We start from the raw sequence: 16,475 nt of genomic DNA, 5'->3' as shown, positions 1-16,475 counted from the left end.
TTGCGTCTCCGCCCAAAATAGCGGGAATTCCCCCTCCAATTCTGGCGAAAACATGGCAATTCGGCCAGTTTCGACGGGATCCGGGATCGGCGCCTCCGCGAATCGGATCCCGCCCCCTCAGCTCTCCCGCAGGCTGCGGCGCTGGATCTTGCCCGTCGCGGTCATCGGCAGGGCCGCGACGAAGCGCACCGCGCGGGGCGCCATATGCGGCGACAGCCGCGCCTTGACCCAGGCGACCAGCTCCGCCTCCAGCCCCGCCGTCTCGCCCTCGGGCACCACGAAGGCGGTCACCGCCTCGCCGCGGTCGGGGTCCGGCAGGCCCACCACCGCGGCCATCACCACGCGCGGATGCGCCGTCAGGCAGGTCTCGATCTCGGTGGGTCCGATCCGGTAGCCGGCCGAGGTGATCACGTCGTCGTCGCGGCTGACATAGGTGATCGTCCCGCCCGACCCCAGCCGGCCCAGATCTCCCGTGCGCAGCCAGCCGGCCCGCCACTTCGCCGCCGTCTGCTCGGGCTTCATCCAGTAGCGCAGGAAGGTCGCGGGCGAGCCGCGGGTGCAGATCTCGCCGGTCTCGCCCTCGCCCACGGGCCGGCCCGCGGCGTCCTGCAGCTCGATCTCGACCCCCGGCACCGCGCGGCCCAGCGTCCCGGGGACCACGTCCTGCGTGCCGGCGCAGGCCGCCATGACCAGGTTGCACTCGGTCTGGCCGTAGATCTCGTTGATGGGCACCCCCAGCGCCTCGCGCCCCCAGTCCAGAAGCCCCGCGCCCAGCGCCTCGCCGCCCGACATCACCGCGCGCAGGGCCAAGCCGTCGGGCGCCTCCGTCCGGCGCAGCATCTTCAGCGCGGTCGGCGGCAGGAAGGCCGCGGTCACCCGCTCGGCCACCATCAGCTCCCAGGCCGCCGCCGGCTCGAACTTGGCGAAGCGCCTCGCCACCAGCGGCACGCCGTAGAACAGGCAGGGCATGGCCAGGTCCATCAGCCCGCCGATCCAGGCCCAGTCCGCCGGCGTCCAGCCCACGTCGCCCGGCCGCGGGAACCCCTCCAGCGCGGTCTCCACGCAGGGCAGATGCCCCCAGAGAAAGCGATGCGCGTGCAGCACCCCCTTGGGCGTGCCCGTGGTGCCCGAGGTGTAGATCATCATCGCCGGGTCCTCGGCGGCGGTGTCGGCGCACTCCACCGGATCGCCCAGCCAATCCGCCAGCCGCGCCACGTCCACGCGATGGGCCAGCGCCGGCAGGTCCAGCCCGTCCAGCTTGCCCAGCCCGTCGGCATCCGCGATCACCGCCACCGCGCCCGAGTCGCGCAGCCGGTAATCCAGCGCCTCCGGCCCGAACAGCGCGAACAGCGGCAGCGCCACCGCCCCCAGCTTCATCGCCGCCAGATGCGCCACCATCACCTCGGCGCGCTGCGGCAGCAGGATGGCCACCCGGTCGCCCGGCCCCACGCCCCGCGCCGCGAGCCCGCCCGCCAGACGGTCGGAGGCGTCTTTCAGCCGGCCGTAACGCCAGACGTCGCGCCCCGCCGACAGGTCCACGATCGCCACGCGCTCCGGGTCCTCGGCGGCCCAGTCGTCGCAACAGGCCCGCGCGATGTTGAACCGCGCCGGGATGTCCCAGGCGAAATCCGCGCGCATCTCGTCCCAGGGCGCCAGCCGGGCGATCACGCGGCGGCGCATCACCGCGCCGCCAGCGTCACCGTGTGCAGGCCCGTCAGCGGCAGGCCCAGCGCGCGCAGCGCGGCGAGCGAGATCTGCGCCCCGCCATCCGAGCCCAGCGGCCGCAGCGTCACCGCAATGCCGTCGCCCCCGCCGGTGCGCACCAGCCCCGGCCGCTCCGCGTCGACCAGCGCCGTCTTCACCCACAGCCCCGGATCGGCCGGATCGCCCAGCGCCACCGTCGCCTGGCCCAGCGGCCCCGCCGCGGGCGCGGCGGCGGCCTCGGCGCGGGCGGCGGCCTTCTCCGCCTCGGACACGGTGTCGAGCGCGGCCGCCGAAGTGGTGACGCCCCGCGCGGGCACCGGCGCCGCGACGGGCGCGGGTGCCGGCGCCACCTCGGCGTGCGCCTCCGGGGCCGGGCCGCGAAGCTGGGCGCAGGCGGCCGACAGCGCGACGAGGGTCAGCAAGGGGACGAAACGCGCCATGATGTCTCCGAAAGCGGGGGCTCCGCCGTGAACCTAGAAGCGCCCCGCCCCGGGGTCCAGCCGCGCCCGCCTCACGTCTCCATCCCCAGCGCCGCGCGCCAGCCGTGCCGCGGCGCGAAGCCCACCATCGCGCGCGCCTTGTCGATCGCATAGAAGGTCTCGGTCGGCCCCATCTCGCGCCGCACCGGCACCCCCTCGTAGAACCGCCGCCGCACCTCGGCAGTGTCGATCCCGACCGACAGGTCCGGGTTCGCCACGTTGAACACCTCGTAGCCCAGCCCGTCCGTCCGCAGGCAGCACTCCACCATGTGGCCCAGGTCGCGCGCGTCGATATAGGCGAAGATGTTGCGCCGGCGCAGGCCCGGATCCTCCAGGTAGGCGGGGAAATCCCGCGCGTATTCATGCGGTTCGATGACGTTGTTGATGCGCAGCCCGTAGATATCCGTCCCCGACCGCGCCTGGAAGCTGCGCGCGGTCGCCTCGTTCGCGACCTTCGACATCGCATAGCTGTCATGGGGCACGGTGGGGTGATCCTCGTCCACCGGCAGGTAATCGGGCGTCACCTCGCCCTGTGCGAAGCAGATGCCGTAGGTTGTCTCGGAGGAGGCGAAGACGATCTTCGGAATGCCCAGCTTCACCGCCGCCTCGATGACGTTGTAGGTCGACAGCACGTTGACGCGGAAGGTCTCGTTGTCGGGCACCATCAGGATGCGGGGCACGGCCGCGAAATGCACCACCGCGTCGTAGCGGGGCACCTCCGGCCCCTCCAGCTCGTCGAAATCGGCCAGCGCGCTCAGCGCGTTGAAGACCTGCCCGCTCTCGGTCAGCTCGACCTGCAGGTCGGGCACGCCCGGCATCTCCAGCGGCACGCGGTCGGCATTGACGACCTTATGCCCGGCCTCGACGAGGTGGCGCACCGCGTGGCGCCCGGCCTTGCCCGACCCGCCGGTGAAGAAAATCCGCATGATCCGTCCCCTGTCCTGCCGCCTCCGCAGGATAGGCGCCGCGCCGCCCGCGGCAACCGGTCCCGCGCCCCGGGGCGGTCGCGCTTGTGCCCACCCGGGGCGAGGCATAGCTTCGGGACATGAATGCTCCGCTGATCGATCCCTTTGCCCGCGCCATCGACTACCTCCGGGTGTCGGTGACCGATCGCTGCGACTTCCGCTGCACCTATTGCATGGCGGAGCACATGACCTTCCTGCCCAAGCGCGACCTGCTGACGCTGGAGGAGCTCGACCGTCTCTGCTCGGCCTTCGTGCGAATGGGCGTGCGAAAGCTGCGCATCACCGGGGGCGAGCCGCTGGTCCGCAAGGGCATCATGACCTTCTTCGAAGCCATGTCGCGCCATCTGGGCGACGGGCTGGACGAGTTGACGCTGACCACCAACGGCAGCCAGCTCGAACGCTTCGCCCAGCCGCTCTGGGACGCGGGCGTGCGCCGCGTGAACGTCTCGCTCGACACGCTCGATCCCGAGAAGTTCCGCGCCATCACCCGCTGGGGGTCGCTCGACAAGGTGCTGCGCGGCATCCGCGCCGCGCAGGCTGTGGGCATGCGCGTCAAGATCAACACGGTCGCGCTCAAGGGCTTCAACGACGCGGAGCTCTTCGACCTGCTCGCCTGGGCCGCGTCCGAGGATCTGGACCTCACCTTCATCGAGGTCATGCCCATGGGCGACATGGGCGAGGTGCAGCGCCTCGACCAGTACTGGCCGCTCAAGGACCTGCGCGCCCGCCTGGCCGAGCGCTTCACGCTCAGCGAACTGCCCTACCGCACCGGCGGCCCGGCCCGCTATTTCGCGCTGGAGGAGACCGGCCAGCGCCTCGGCTTCATCACGCCGCTGACGCATAATTTCTGCGAGAGCTGCAACCGCGTGCGCCTCACCTGCACGGGCGAGCTCTACATGTGCCTGGGCCAGGAGGACATGGCCGACCTCCGCGCACCCCTTCGCGCCTCCGAGGCCGACGCGCCCCTCGAAGCCGCCATCCGCGCCGCCATCGCCCGCAAGCCCAAGGGCCACGATTTCGACTATTCCCGCAACCAGGTCGAAGGCCAGGTCTCCCGCCACATGAGCCACACGGGTGGGTAAGGAGAGGTCCGACCCACAGGGTCGGATCGATCTCTCCAGTGGAGAGATCGAAGGGACGAACGCACGGTCCGCGAGGACCGGGCCGGAGGAAACGGGATCCGACCGACAGACCCCAACGGACCTCGCCAATGACGAGGCTCACCCGTCAACCGCCCAACCCGCCCCGACCGTTCCCGCGGGCAGCCCATCCGACCCACCCCGCGGCGCCCCGCCCCCCTCACGCCCCCCGACCCTCGCCGACCTCGAGACCGCCGCCACGGCCCGCGGCCTCCTCGTCCTCGGCGGCTTCGCCCCCGATCCCGCGCGCCCCGCCGACCGCGACCTGCCGCAAGGCACGGGCACGCTCCTCCTCCTCGGCCCCGATCCCGCGCGATTCTGGCCGCTGCTGCAGGCGGCCCCCGAGGCGCAGGGCCCCGACCCGGTCGACCGCTGGTCCGCTCGCGTCATCGGCGCCTGGGCCGCGGATCTGGGTGCCACCGCGCTCTTTCCCTTCGGCGAACCCGTGCAGCCCTTCATCTCCTGGGCGCTCGCGACCGGGCGGTGCCACATCTCGCCCGCGGCCCTCCTGGTCCACGACGCGCTGGGCCTGATGGTCAGCTTCCGCGGCGCGCTCGCCCTGCCCTTCGCGCTCGACCTGCCGCCCGCACCGCCCTCGCCCTGCGACGGCTGCCCCGCGCCCTGCCTCGACGCCTGCCCGGTCGGCGCGCTCGGCCCCGGCTACGACCTAGCGGCCTGCCACGGCTGGCTCGACGACCCGAGGAACGACTGCATGGCCCGGGGCTGCGCCGCCCGCCGCGCTTGCCCGGTCTCGCCGCCACGCCCCGACGCGCAGGCCGCCCACCACATGGCCGCTTTCCACAAGGAGCATCCATGAAGCTGATCTTCCTGCGCCACGCCCATGCCAAGCATGGCGGCGTCGATTTCGACCGCCCGCTCAAGCGCGCCGGCCACGACGAGGCCGCCCGCCTCGGCCAATGGCTGCGCGCCCAGGACCACGTGCCGACCCGCATCCTCTGCTCCGCCGCGCGCCGCACCCGCGAGACCGCCGCGGCGCTGGACCTGCCGGCGGCCGAGATCGCCTATCGCGACGATCTCTACGGCGCCACCGCCACCAAGATCGACACCCTCGCCACCCCCGCCCCGGGCGAGACGCTGATGATCGTCGCCCACAATCCCGGCATCTGCGAGGCCGCCCATGCCGCGCTGCGCCGCCCGCCCGACCATCTGCGCTTCGCCGCCTTCCCGCCCTGCGCCTGCCTCGTCGTCGATGCGGCCGACGGGCTGCCCGGCCGCTGCCTCGCCTTCGTCGTGCCCGGCGATTTCTGACCCCCGGCCGCCGCCCGCCTGACCGAAATCAAGGCGCGCCCGCCGCCCAAATGCGATCTTGACCCTCTCGACCGCATGGAGGGTCCGATGCAGACCAACACGCTTCCGCGCTACGACGACAGCGTCAATCCGACCGGCTGCTGCCCGCGCTTCGACCCCACCGATTGGGACGGGCGCACGCTGGTCTTCGAAGACAAGCCGTTCCTGCGCGCCACCACGCGCAGCGTGATGCACATCCCCGTCGACATGGGCCGCGTCTTCAGCCGCGTGCAGGCGAAGATCGAGGCCGAGGACGCCTATGATCCCGACGACTACATCGTGCTCAGCCGCGACCTGTCGCCCTGGAAGGGCGAGCATCTCTTCGCCGTGCCGCGCCCCGTCCCGGGCGAGGAGATGGTGACGCTCACCGGCCGCTACCTCACCCGCGTGTTCGAGGGGCCCTACCGCAACGCCCCGCATTGGATCGAGACGCTGCGCGACATCGCCAAGGCGAAGGGGGCGACACGGGACGAGACCTGGGTCTTCTACACGACCTGCCCGAAATGCGCCCGCGCCTATGGCCGCAACTACGTCGTGGGCCTCGTCCGGATCGACTGAGGCGGCCGAGCCCGATGCGCCGCCCCGCCCACCCGATGCCCGACGACATCCGCGCCGCGCTCGACCGCGCGGGCCTGACGGCGCGCTACGCCGCCCGCCCCTGGTACCAGCGCAACGACTATCTCGGCTGGATCGCCCGCGCCAAACGCCCCGAAACCCGCGAACGGCGCCTCGCCCAGATGCTCGACGAGCTGGCGGCGGGGGATCGCTACATGAAGATGGCGTGGCGCGGGCGGGGTTAGTGCGCCTGCACGACCAGCGCGACATAGCAGGCCGTCGCGATCTGGCTGACGGTGGCCTTGTCGATCAGGCCCAGGCACCCCGCACCATAGGCCAGGGCCAGCCCCGCATAGGTCGCCCGGTGCGTCCAGACGGCCCGCTTGATCCGTTCGATCGTCTTCATTCCTTCGGTCCTCTCATTCGGTTGAGAGGGGCCCCGCCGCGGGTCCGCCGCGGCCTCAGCTGATATGGTCAATATGGCCAAGGCCTTGCGAGCCGGAGAGCGATCCGGTTTGCTGAAAGCTGCCTGCGGATCGGCAGGAAGTTTCATCGGGTTTCACCTTGCGCGCGGATCGCCTCAGCCTGCACCCGCCCGGTCGCCCAGACCGGGCAGCCCCCGACCGCCCCCACGGGCGGGGGCTCTGCCCCCACCCTCGGCCGGGGGCCGCCCTGCGTCCTCCGGCGCGACGGGTCTGACACGCGATGCCGACGCCCGAGCTTCAGGCCTTCGGCAAGGCCGTCCGCGCCGCGCGGGTCAAGAACGGCCAGACGCTCGCCCAGCTGGCGGGCGACATCTGGGGCGACGAAAGCCGCAAGGGCTATCTCAGCCAGGTCGAGAACGGGAAGCGCAGACTTTCGCCGCTGACCATCGCGAAGATCGCCGAGCAGCTGGCCATCGACGGCCCCGTCCTCGACCGCGCGCTCGGTCTCGACCTGCCCGCCGAAGATACGCCCACTCCGCTTGACGCGCAGGCGGGCGCGATGCTGGACCGCGCCGGGGACGTGGCCGCCCGCCTCAAGCTCGCCGAAAGCCTCGTCATCTCCCTGGCTTACCGCTTCGCGGAAACGAACCCGACCGATCTGGAAGGCGCCATCGCCGGGCTGGAACAGGCGCTCGCCGCCGCGCAGCGCCTGGCCGAACAGGGCAGCCGCCCCTCCAACCATCCCGATTTCATCGACGACGTCTTCGCCGAGGTCGCGCGCCTCAACGCCGAGGCCCGCGAAGACGACGCTGCCGACGCCTTCGAGGCCGCGCTGGCCCGCGAGGCGGAAGAAAGCGCCGCCCGCCAGCAGAAACTCCTGCGCGGTCTTGCCGATCAGCACATCCTGCGCGGCGACGCGGCGGGGCTGGTCGCCGTGCAGGAACGCTTGCTGCGGCTGGACGGGCTGACGGGCACCGACCTCTACCACGCGCTGCGGGATTGGGGCATCGAACGCTATCGCGACGGCGAACGCCAAGGCGTCCAATTCGACTTGCACGTGGCTGCGGCCTCCTTCGAGGCCTGCACGCCCTTGGCGCCGGACGACGAAAGGCGCGGCTGGTCGATGAATGACCTCGGCAACGCGCTCCAGCTTCTCGGCATGCGCGGCGACGACGCGGCCCTGCGGGACGCCGTCACCACCCATCGCGCCGCGCTCGAGGTCCGCACCCGCGACGCCCTGCCGATGGACTGGGCCATGACCCAGAACAACCTCGGCAACGCGCTCCTGACCCTCGGCGAACGCGGCGACGACGCGGCCCTGCGGGACGCCGTCACGGCCTATCGCGCCGCATTGGAAGTCCGCACCCGCGGCGCCCTGCCGGTGGCCTGGGCCGAGACCCAGAACAACCTCGGCACCGCGCTCCTGACCCTCGGAGAACGCGGTGACGACGCGGCACTGCGGGACGCCGTCACCGCCTTTCGCGCTGCGCTGGAGGTCCACACCCGCGACGCCCTGCCGGTGGACTGGGCCATGACCCAGAATAACCTCGGCAATGCGCTCCAAACCCTCGGCCAACGCGGCGACGACGCAGCCCTACACGAGGCCGTCGCCGCCTATCGCGCCGCGCTGGAGGTCCACACCCGCGACGCCCTGCCGGTGGACTGGGCCATGACCCAACACAACATCGGCAACGCGCTCCGGACCCTCGGCCAACGCGGCCACGACGCGGCCTTGCGGGACGCCATCACCGCCTACCGCGCCGCGCTGGAGGTTCACACCCGCGACGCCCTGCCGGTGCATTGGGCGATGACGCGGGAGACCATGACGCTTTGCTTCGAAGCTCTTGCGCAGGCCCATCCGAGCGCGGCCCGCGCGCATCTGCGCGACGGACTGACCGCCGTCGAGGATGCGCTGACGATCTATACGTCGGACCAGATGCCGCATTATTTCGACAGGGCCACCCGCCTGCGCGACCGCATCCGCGCCGCGCTCGATCCCTGAGCGCCGCGCCGCGCAACCCCCGATCGTGTCGGACGCGGATCACCCGTGGATCACTCGCGGATCACCCATGACAGTCATCCGCCGAAACGGGACCGTTTCCCGCCCGCTCCGTGATCGTCAGACCGGCAGCGCGGTGCTGGCCTTCAGCTCCTCCATCGACAGAAGCGCCGTGACGTTGAACACCCGCACCTCCGAGATCAGCGCCTGGTAGAAGTCGTCATAGGCCTTCGCGTTCGCCACGCGGACCTTCAGGATGTAGTCGATCTCGCCCGCAAGCCGGTGCGCCTCCTGCACCTCGGGGCGGGCCTTCAGGGCGGCGAGGAAGCGCTTCTGCCAGTCCGCCTCGTGCTCCGAGGTGCGGATCAGGACGAAGAAACAGGCTTCCAGGCCAAGGGCTTCCGGGTCGACGATCACCGTCGAGGGCCCGATCACCCCCGCCTCGCGCAGCTTGCGGACCCGGTTCCAGACCGGGGTCTTCGACGAGCCCACCTGCCGCGCGATCTCGTCCAGCGACTGCCCGGCATCCGCCTGCAGCGCACGGAGGATCTTCCGATCCAGCTCGTCCATCCGGACACCCATCCTCGCCCCTTCCCCGTTCTGGAATACCGTTCCCGCACCGCGCCATATCCCGCCGGATCGTCCTTGTTCTGCCCCACCCCCTGCCCGAATGCCAGAACGATGTTCTATATTACGCAAAGCCTGCAAGGACCCGTGCCATGAACCATTTCCCCATCTTCCTCGCCCTCGAGGGCCGCCGCGTCCTGGTCTCGGGCGGGGGCGACGCGGCGGTGGCGAAGCTGCGGCTGCTGCTCAAGACCACGGCGCGGATCACCGTCGTGGCGGAGGATCCCGCGCCCGAGATCGCCGCCTGGGCCGCCGAAGGGCGCCTGACCCTGATCCGCCGCGCGCAGGAGCCGGGCGACGCGCTCTGCTGCGTGATCGCCTATGGCGCGCATGAGGATGCGGAGGCCGATGGCCGCGCGCTGCGGCTGGCCGCGGCCGACGGGGCGATCGTCAACATCGTCGACGACCTCGCCCGGTCGCAATTCATTACGCCCGCCATCGTCGACCGCGATCCGGTCGTGGTCGCCATCGGGACCGAGGGCGCGGCTCCGGTTCTGGCGCGAAAGATCAAGGCCGAGCTCGAGGCACGGCTCTCGCCCGCCACGGGCCTGCTGGCGCGGGTGGCCAAGACCTTCCGCAAGACCGCCGACGCGCTTCCGATGGGCGCCGTCCGCCGTCGCTTCTGGGCCGAGTATTACGACGAAGCCGGCCACCGTGCGGCCGCCGATGGTGAGGACGCGATCCGCGCAACGCTTCACGAGCTGCTGGATACCCACCTGAAGGCAGACGACCGGCCCGGCCATGTCGACCTCGTCGGCGCCGGCCCCGGTGATCCGGAACTCCTGACCCTGAAGGCGCGCAACGCGCTCGACCGGGCGGACGTGGTGATCCACGACCGGCTGGTCGCGCCCGAGATCCTGGAGCTCGCCCGCCGCGAGGCCACGATCATCGAGGCCGGGAAGGAAGGCTTCGGGCCCGCCATGGCGCAGGACGCCATCAACGCGCTGATGGTCGAGCATGCCCGCGCGGGCGCGCATGTCGTCCGGCTGAAATCCGGCGATCCCACGGTCTTCGGCCGCCTCGACGAGGAGATCGAGGCGCTGGACCAAGCGGGCATCGGCTGGTCCATTCTGCCGGGCATCACCGCCGCCTCTGCCGCCGTGGCCTCGATCGGGCAGAGCCTGACGAAGCGCGGCCGCAACGGCGCGGCCCGGCTGCTGACCGGCCACGACATGAAGGGCTTCGCCGAGCAGGACTGGGCCCAGCTCGCCCGCCCGGGCGAGGTCGCCGCGATCTACATGGGCAAGCGCGCCGCGCGCTGGATGCAAGGCCGGCTGATGATGCACGGCGCCGCGCCCGTGACCCCCGTCACGCTGGTCGAGAACGCCTCGCGCGCCGATCAGCGCATTCGCGCCGCCACGCTCGCCACCCTGCCCGACGCCGTGGCCGAGGCCGCGGGCCCGGTCGTCATCCTGCTGGGCCTCGCGCCGCGCAGGGCCGGCGAAGCCATCCTCAACAGGGAGATCGCGCTATGACCCGTCGTCCTTTCACGCCCAAGGTCGTCACCGCCAACCGCCTGCTGCAGGGCGACGTGGTCTACCTGTCGCCCAGCGACGAATGGGTGACCGACCATGCCGAGGCCGAGCTGATCGAGGACGAGGCCATCGCGCAGCTGCGCCTTCTGGACGCCGAGCGGCAGATGAAGATCGTTGTCGGCGCCTATCTGGCCGACGCGCGCCCCGGCCCCCGCGGCCCCGAGCCCGTCCATTTCCGCGAGGCGTTCCGCGCGCGCGGCCCCTCCAACTACGCCCATGGCAAGCAGGCCGATGCGGCCCGCAAGGCGGAGACGACCTGACATGTATCACTACGACGAATTCGACCGCGCCTTCCTCGACGAGCGCAACGCGCAGTTCCGCGCCCAAGTGGAGCGCCGCATCGACGGCAGCCTGACCGAGGACGAGTTCAAGCCGCTGCGGCTGATGAACGGCGTCTACCTGCAGCTGCATGCCTACATGCTGCGGGTCGCGATCCCCTACGGCACGCTGTCGAGCGCGCAGATGCGGGTGCTGGCCGAGCTGGCGGAGCGGTGGGACAAGGGCTACGGCCATTTCACCACGCGCCAGAACATCCAGTACAACTGGCCCAAGCTGCGCGACATTCCCGACATGCTGGACCGACTGGCCGATGTCGGGCTGCACGCGATCCAGACCAGCGGCAACACGATCCGCAACGTGACCGCCGATCACTTTGCCGGCGCGGCGGCCGACGAGGTGGCGGATCCGCGGCCTTATGCAGAGCTTCTTCGGCAATGGTCCACCGACCACCCGGAATTCCAGTTCCTGCCGCGCAAGTTCAAGATCGCCGTGACCGGGGCCGAGGCCGACCGCGCCGTGATCCGCGCCCATGATATCGGGCTGCAACTGGTCAAGCGCGACGGCGAGATCGGCTTCCGCGTGCTGATCGGCGGCGGCCTGGGGCGCACGCCGATGCTGGGCAAGGTGGTCCGCAACTTCCTGCCCGAGGCCGATCTGCTGCCCTATTGCGAGGCGATCGTGTCGGTCTACAACCGCCTCGGCCGGCGCGACAACAAGTACAAGGCGCGCATCAAGATCACCGTCCACGAGACCGGGATCGACGAGATGCGCGCGCAGATCGAGGACCGGTTCGCCGCGCTGCGCCCGCTCTTCGACGGGTCGGACATGGACCGGCTGGACGCGATCCGCGCGCAGTTCGCCCCGCCCGATTTCGTCGCCGGTCCGGCCGAAATCGACCTCGACGATCCGGTGCTGCGCAGCTTCGTCGACACCAATGTCGCGCCCCACGCCCGCGCCGACCACGCGATCGTCACCGTCTCGCTCAAGGCGCATGGGGCCACGCCGGGCGACGCCACGGCGGCGCAGATGCGCGCGCTGGCCGACCTGGCCGAGCGCTTCGCCTATGGCGAGCTGCGCATCAGCCACGAGCAGAACGTGATCCTGCCCCATGTGCCCCGGGCCTTCCTGCCCGCGCTGCAGGCCGGGCTGAAGGCGGCCGGGCTCGCCACCGCGAATGTAGGCCTCGCCTCCGACATCATCGCCTGCCCGGGCATGGATTACTGCGCGCTGGCCACCGCCCGCTCAATCCCCGTCGCGCAGGCCATCGCGACCCGCATCGACGCGCTGAAGATCGAGCACGAGGTGGGCCACCTGAAGATCAAGATCTCGGGCTGCATCAATGCCTGCGGGCACCACCATGTCGGGCATATCGGCATCCTCGGGCTCGACCGCGCGGGGGTGGAGAACTACCAGATCACGCTGGGCGGCGACGGCACCGAGGCGGCGGCCATCGGCGAGCGGGCCGGCCCCGGCTTCGCCTATGACGAGATCGTGCCCGCCATCGAGCGCCTGATCCTCGCCTATCTCGACCGGCGCGAGAACGCGTCCGAGACCTTCCTCGACGCCTATCGCCGGCTGGGCCCCGCGCCCTTCAAGGCCGCCCTTTACCCGCAGGAGGCCCGGGATGCCGCTTGATACCCATGCCGTTCTGACCGCGCGCGCCGAGGCGCTGAACGCGGCCTATGCCAACCATTCCGCCTTCGCCGTCATGTCCCGCGCGCTGGACGATGCGGCGGTGGGCCCGGTGGCCCTGGTCTCGTCCTTCGGGGCGGAATCGGTCGTGCTGCTGCATATGCTGTCGGTCATGGACCGGGCGCGCCCGGTCTTGTTCCTCGAGACGGGAATGCTGTTTCCCGAGACGCTGGCCTATCAGCGGCAGGTGGCCGAGCGGTTGGGCCTCTCCGACGTGCGGGTGGTCCGGCCCGACAGCACCGATCTCTTCGACGCCGACGCCGAGGGCGACCTGCATGGCCGCGATCCCGACGCCTGCTGCACGATCCGCAAGACCAAGCCGCTGGAGCTGGCGCTGCAGACGTTTGACGCCTGGATCACCGGGCGCAAGCGCTTCCAGGGCGGATCGCGCGCCGCGCTGCCCTTCTTCGAGGCCGAGGCCGGCAAGCTCAAGATCAACCCGCTGGCGCATTGGCGACCCGCGGACGTGGCCGACTACATCGAAAACAACCGTCTGCCCCGCCATCCGCTGGTCGCGCAGGGCTTCCCCAGCCTCGGCTGCGCGCCCTGCACCTCCAAGGTCGCGCCGGGCGAGGACCCGCGCGCAGGCCGCTGGCGGGGCCGCGAGAAGACGGAATGCGGCATCCATTTCGCCGGCGGCCGCGCGCTGCCCGGCGCGGTGGTGGCAGGATAAGGACGACCGACATGCCCATCGTCACCGATACCGGCTTCCGGGCCGACGATCTCGACCACGGCTTCACCGCCCCCGACGCGCTGCCCGCGAACGGGCCGATCGCCATCGACCTCGGCCCCGATGCCGATCTCGCCCCCGTGCTGGCGCGGCTGGGCGACGCGACCGCGATCCGCGTGGCCTTTCCCAGCTTCGCCGATGGCCGCGGCTTTACCATCGCGCGGCAATTACGCCGCGCGGGCTTCACCGGGCGCCTGCGCGCCGCGGGCCACGTGCTGGCCGACCAATACGCCATGGCGCGGCGCGCGGGCTTCGACGAGGTCGAGATCGACGACGCGCTCGCCGCCCGCCAGCCCGAGGACCAGTGGCGCGCCCGCGCCGACTGGCGCGCGCATGACTACCAGGCGCGCCTCGGCCGCCGCCCCGACGCCGCCGCCTAGAAATCCGAACCCCGAACGCCTAGAGGTGCGGGCGACGCCCGCAATCGAAGACATGACGCATATGAACGCCCCCCAGAACGCCACCGCGCAGCCCGTGCTGCCCGATGCCCAGACGGTCACGCAGGTCACCCATTGGACCAACAAGCTGTTCTCGTTCCGCGTGACGCGCCCGGCGAGCCTGCGCTTCCGCTCGGGCGAATTCGTGATGATCGGCCTGATGGGCGATCCGGACCCGAAGACGGGCCGCCAGAAGCCGATCCTGCGGGCCTATTCCATCGCCTCGCCCGCCTGGGACGACGAGTTGGAATTCTACTCGATCAAGGTCCAGGACGGCCCGCTGACCTCGCGGCTTCAGCATATCGAGCCGGGCGACCAGATCATCCTGCGCCCCAAGCCCGTGGGCACGCTGGTCCATGACGCGCTCTTGCCCGGCAAGCGGCTTTGGTTCTTCGCCACCGGCACCGGCATCGCGCCCTTCGCTTCGCTGCTGCGCGAGCCGGAGACCTGGGAGAATTACGACGAGGTCATCCTGACCCATACCTGCCGCCAGGTGGCCGAGCTGGAATACGGCCGCCAGCTGATCGACGCGCTGCGCGAGGACGAGCTGATCGGTGAGCTGATCGGCGACAAGCTGAAATATTATCCCACCACGACGCGGGAGGAGAGCCCGGTCATGGGCCGGATCACCGACAAGCTGCGCGACGGCTCGGCCCTTCGCGACCTGGGCGTCGACACCATCGGGCCCGAGACCGACCGCGCGATGGTCTGCGGCTCGCTGGATTTCAACCTCGAGATCAAGGAGATCCTCGAAGGCTTCGGGCTTGAGGAAGGCGCCAATTCGGAGCCCAAGCACTACGTGGTCGAAAAGGCCTTCGTCGGCGAAGGCGCGAATTGAGAGGACGGGTCGGGCCGCGGCCTAGACCCACTGCACCCCGTCGCCCGAATCGAGCATCGCCCGGATCAGGCCGGGCTCGTGACGCCCCGCGGCCACCTCGGCATCCATGGCGTGCTCGGCCTGCGCCACGACGTCGAGCGCGGCGATGACGCGGTCCAGCATGTCGAAGGGTACGACGACCACGCCGTCGCAATCGGCCAGCACCACATCGCCCTGCGCGACCCGCACACCACCCACCTGCGCCGGCAGGCCCAGCGTCGCGGGGCCGTGCGAGACGGGGGAATTCGGCGTCAGCCCCGTGGCCCAGACCGGCAGGCCGACCGCCTGCACCCCCTCCAGATCGCGCATCGGGCCGTCGGTCACGAAGCCGGCCGCGCCGCGGTTCTTCAGCATGCCCAGCACCCGGTCACCCGCGGCGGCGCAGCCCTGGAAGCCCTGCGTCTCGGCCACGACGATATCGCCCGCTTCGGCGAAAGCGACCGCCGCCAGCGTCCCGAGCAGGTCGCCCGGCCGGTTGCCCGCGACCAGGGCGGGACCGCAGGCGCGGTCGGGCAGACCGGGCAGCGGCGCGATCCCTGCCGCCATCGCGCCCGCCCCGCCCATCGCGTCGACGACGAAGCCCGTCGGATGCGCGGCGATGGCGGCGACCTGATCGGCCGCGGGTCGGCGCAGGTCCCGTGCGATGCGCAGCGGCGCGGGTTCCTCGATCATGGCAAATCCTCCCGCGGGGGAGCTTCGATGACGCGGTTTTCGGGCGCAAACGAAAAAGGGCCGCGCGTCACCGCGCGGCCCCGTCGTCGCGATCGGCGCGACCTTATTGCTGCGGCAGCAGGCGGGTGCGGAGCTGGTCCAGCACGCCTTCGACCATTTCCGGATTGTCGGCGGCCTGCTCGACCACGCTGCTGAGCGTCGTCTTGACGACCATGCCCAGATCCGTCGTCTCGATATAGGCGAGCACGGTCTCGGCATCGAAGCCTTCCGGGGTCAGCAGCGTGTCCAGCGTCGTCGTCTCGCCATCGGCGGTCTCGATGGTGACCGTGCCGTCGGCCTCGGTGGTCGTGGTCAGGCCCGGCTCGATGGATTGCAGCGCGGCGGCGGCTTCGCCGGCGGCGCCTTCCACGGCCTCGGCCGCTTCGCCGGCGGCTTCCGCGGTCGCGGCGACGGCGCCCTCGGCCGCCTCCTCGGTGGCCTCCGCAGCCTCGGCGGCGGTCTCCGCGGTGGCAGCGGCGGCGCCCTCGACGGCTTCCTCGGTCGCCTCGGCGGCGTCAGCGGCGGTCTCCGCGGTAGCGGCGGCAGCGCCTTCGACGGCCTCTTCGGTCGCCTCAGCGGCCTCGGCGGCTTCCTCGGCTGTCGCGGCGGCGGCGCCCTCGACGGCCTCCTCGGTCGCGGCGGCGGCGTCTTCGGCCTCCTCGACCAGCGCGGCGGAGCCTTCGGAGACGTCCTCGGCCAGCTCCTCGGTCACGGCGGCGCTTTCGTCGACCGCGCCCTCGACGACCTCTTCGGCATTGGCGATCGGCTCGGCGTCGGCATCGACGTCGACCTCGAGCTCGCCCTCGGCGGTCACCTCTTCGGTGGTCAGCGGCGCATCGACGGGCGCGTCGGCGGTCTGGGTGCCATCGACCATGCGGTCGATCGCGATCCAGCCCAACACGGCGACGACCAGGACGGCGAGGCCTACGATCAGGTTGCGGGACATTGCGAATCTCCTATCGGATGTGCGTGTGGCGCTCGCCCCTTAGGCGCAACGCGGACACAACCTCAAT

The 16,475-nt window shown here is 71.2% G+C and carries 19 protein-coding genes; 12 read left to right on the top strand and 7 right to left on the bottom strand.

Annotated elements, in window-relative coordinates; all coding sequences use genetic code 11:
• Window positions 1-117: 117 nt before the first annotated feature.
• From P8627_RS14005 to P8627_RS13995, 3 genes are all read right to left on the bottom strand, one after another.
• Entirely contained in the window at window positions 118-1,680 is a 1,563-nt protein-coding gene (locus tag P8627_RS14005; protein ID WP_279964825.1) for an AMP-binding protein, read from the bottom strand.
• Entirely contained in the window at window positions 1,680-2,144 is a 465-nt protein-coding gene (locus P8627_RS14000; protein WP_279964822.1) for a hypothetical protein, read from the bottom strand. The genes P8627_RS14005 and P8627_RS14000 overlap by 1 nt, the downstream gene beginning before the upstream one ends.
• A gap of 71 nt (window positions 2,145-2,215) precedes the next feature.
• Window positions 2,216-3,109 (bottom strand): NAD-dependent epimerase/dehydratase family protein, encoded by an 894-nt coding sequence (locus tag P8627_RS13995; protein WP_279964821.1) that lies wholly within the window; start codon window positions 3,107-3,109, stop codon window positions 2,216-2,218.
• 119 nt (window positions 3,110-3,228) lie between these two features.
• Between P8627_RS13995 and moaA the strand changes: the two genes are divergently transcribed.
• From moaA to P8627_RS13970, 5 genes are all read left to right on the top strand, one after another.
• The gene (gene moaA / locus P8627_RS13990; protein WP_279964820.1) at window positions 3,229-4,230 is read left to right on the top strand and encodes a GTP 3',8-cyclase MoaA; all 1,002 of its coding nucleotides are present in this window, start codon (window positions 3,229-3,231) and stop codon (window positions 4,228-4,230) included.
• A 502-nt stretch (window positions 4,231-4,732) separates the two neighbouring features.
• The gene (locus P8627_RS13985; RefSeq protein WP_347882276.1) at window positions 4,733-5,104 is read left to right on the top strand and encodes a hypothetical protein; all 372 of its coding nucleotides are present in this window, start codon (window positions 4,733-4,735) and stop codon (window positions 5,102-5,104) included.
• The gene (locus P8627_RS13980) at window positions 5,101-5,556 is read left to right on the top strand and encodes a SixA phosphatase family protein (protein WP_279964819.1); all 456 of its coding nucleotides are present in this window, start codon (window positions 5,101-5,103) and stop codon (window positions 5,554-5,556) included. Before P8627_RS13985 ends, P8627_RS13980 begins: the two co-directional genes overlap by 4 nt.
• 75 nt (window positions 5,557-5,631) lie before the next feature.
• Window positions 5,632-6,153, top strand: coding sequence for a hydrolase (locus P8627_RS13975; protein ID WP_279964817.1), 522 nt, complete (start codon window positions 5,632-5,634; stop codon window positions 6,151-6,153).
• 14 nt (window positions 6,154-6,167) lie between these two features.
• Window positions 6,168-6,395: a YdeI/OmpD-associated family protein gene (locus P8627_RS13970; RefSeq protein ID WP_279964816.1), complete on the top strand. Its 228-nt coding sequence runs from the start codon at window positions 6,168-6,170 to the stop codon at window positions 6,393-6,395.
• Here P8627_RS13970 and P8627_RS13965 read toward each other — a convergent pair.
• Window positions 6,392-6,556 carry a hypothetical protein gene (locus P8627_RS13965; protein ID WP_279964815.1) on the bottom strand — a complete coding sequence of 55 codons (165 nt, stop codon included), beginning with the start codon at window positions 6,554-6,556 and terminating at the stop codon, window positions 6,392-6,394. The two genes, P8627_RS13970 and P8627_RS13965, sit on opposite strands and share 4 nt — an antisense overlap.
• A 299-nt stretch (window positions 6,557-6,855) precedes the next feature.
• Between P8627_RS13965 and P8627_RS13960 the strand changes: the two genes are divergently transcribed.
• Complete coding sequence (locus P8627_RS13960) at window positions 6,856-8,577, top strand: helix-turn-helix domain-containing protein (RefSeq protein WP_279964813.1); 1,722 nt, start codon at window positions 6,856-6,858, stop codon at window positions 8,575-8,577.
• A 117-nt stretch (window positions 8,578-8,694) separates the two neighbouring features.
• On the opposite strand, the gene P8627_RS13955 is transcribed toward P8627_RS13960, so the two are convergent.
• Window positions 8,695-9,156, bottom strand: coding sequence for an Lrp/AsnC family transcriptional regulator (locus tag P8627_RS13955; protein ID WP_279964812.1), 462 nt, complete (start codon window positions 9,154-9,156; stop codon window positions 8,695-8,697).
• A 137-nt stretch (window positions 9,157-9,293) separates the two neighbouring features.
• Here P8627_RS13955 and cysG point away from each other — a divergent pair, with 137 nt between their 5' ends.
• The 6 genes from cysG to P8627_RS13925 are packed head-to-tail and all read left to right on the top strand — an operon-like array spanning window position 9,294 to window position 14,712.
• Complete coding sequence (gene cysG, locus P8627_RS13950) at window positions 9,294-10,676, top strand: siroheme synthase CysG (RefSeq protein WP_279964811.1); 1,383 nt, start codon at window positions 9,294-9,296, stop codon at window positions 10,674-10,676.
• Window positions 10,673-10,996 carry a DUF2849 domain-containing protein gene (locus tag P8627_RS13945; RefSeq protein WP_279964810.1) on the top strand — a complete coding sequence of 108 codons (324 nt, stop codon included), beginning with the start codon at window positions 10,673-10,675 and terminating at the stop codon, window positions 10,994-10,996. Before cysG ends, P8627_RS13945 begins: the two co-directional genes overlap by 4 nt.
• Window position 10,997: 1 nt before the next feature.
• Complete coding sequence (locus P8627_RS13940; protein WP_279964809.1) at window positions 10,998-12,650, top strand: nitrite/sulfite reductase; 1,653 nt, start codon at window positions 10,998-11,000, stop codon at window positions 12,648-12,650.
• Entirely contained in the window at window positions 12,640-13,380 is a 741-nt protein-coding gene (locus P8627_RS13935) for a phosphoadenylyl-sulfate reductase (RefSeq protein ID WP_279964808.1), read from the top strand. Before P8627_RS13940 ends, P8627_RS13935 begins: the two co-directional genes overlap by 11 nt.
• An 11-nt stretch (window positions 13,381-13,391) precedes the next feature.
• On the top strand, window positions 13,392-13,817 hold the full coding sequence (locus P8627_RS13930; protein ID WP_279964807.1) for a DUF934 domain-containing protein: 426 nt from the start codon (window positions 13,392-13,394) through the stop codon (window positions 13,815-13,817).
• A gap of 52 nt (window positions 13,818-13,869) precedes the next feature.
• A complete protein-coding gene (locus P8627_RS13925) occupies window positions 13,870-14,712 on the top strand; it encodes a ferredoxin--NADP reductase (RefSeq protein WP_279964806.1) in 843 nt (280 codons plus the stop codon).
• 21 nt (window positions 14,713-14,733) lie between these two features.
• Here P8627_RS13925 and P8627_RS13920 read toward each other — a convergent pair whose 3' ends face one another.
• Together P8627_RS13920 and P8627_RS13915 are read right to left on the bottom strand one after the other, a co-directional pair.
• Window positions 14,734-15,423 (bottom strand): RraA family protein, encoded by a 690-nt coding sequence (locus tag P8627_RS13920; RefSeq protein WP_279964804.1) that lies wholly within the window; start codon window positions 15,421-15,423, stop codon window positions 14,734-14,736.
• Between the two features lie 103 nt (window positions 15,424-15,526).
• Complete coding sequence (locus P8627_RS13915) at window positions 15,527-16,408, bottom strand: hypothetical protein (protein ID WP_279964803.1); 882 nt, start codon at window positions 16,406-16,408, stop codon at window positions 15,527-15,529.
• Window positions 16,409-16,475 lie beyond the last annotated feature (67 nt).

It is taken from the genome of Jannaschia sp. GRR-S6-38 (genome assembly GCF_029853695.1).
Lineage (GTDB): Bacteria > Pseudomonadota > Alphaproteobacteria > Rhodobacterales > Rhodobacteraceae > Jannaschia > Jannaschia ovalis.
This window is presented reverse-complemented; position numbering and strand designations above follow the sequence as displayed.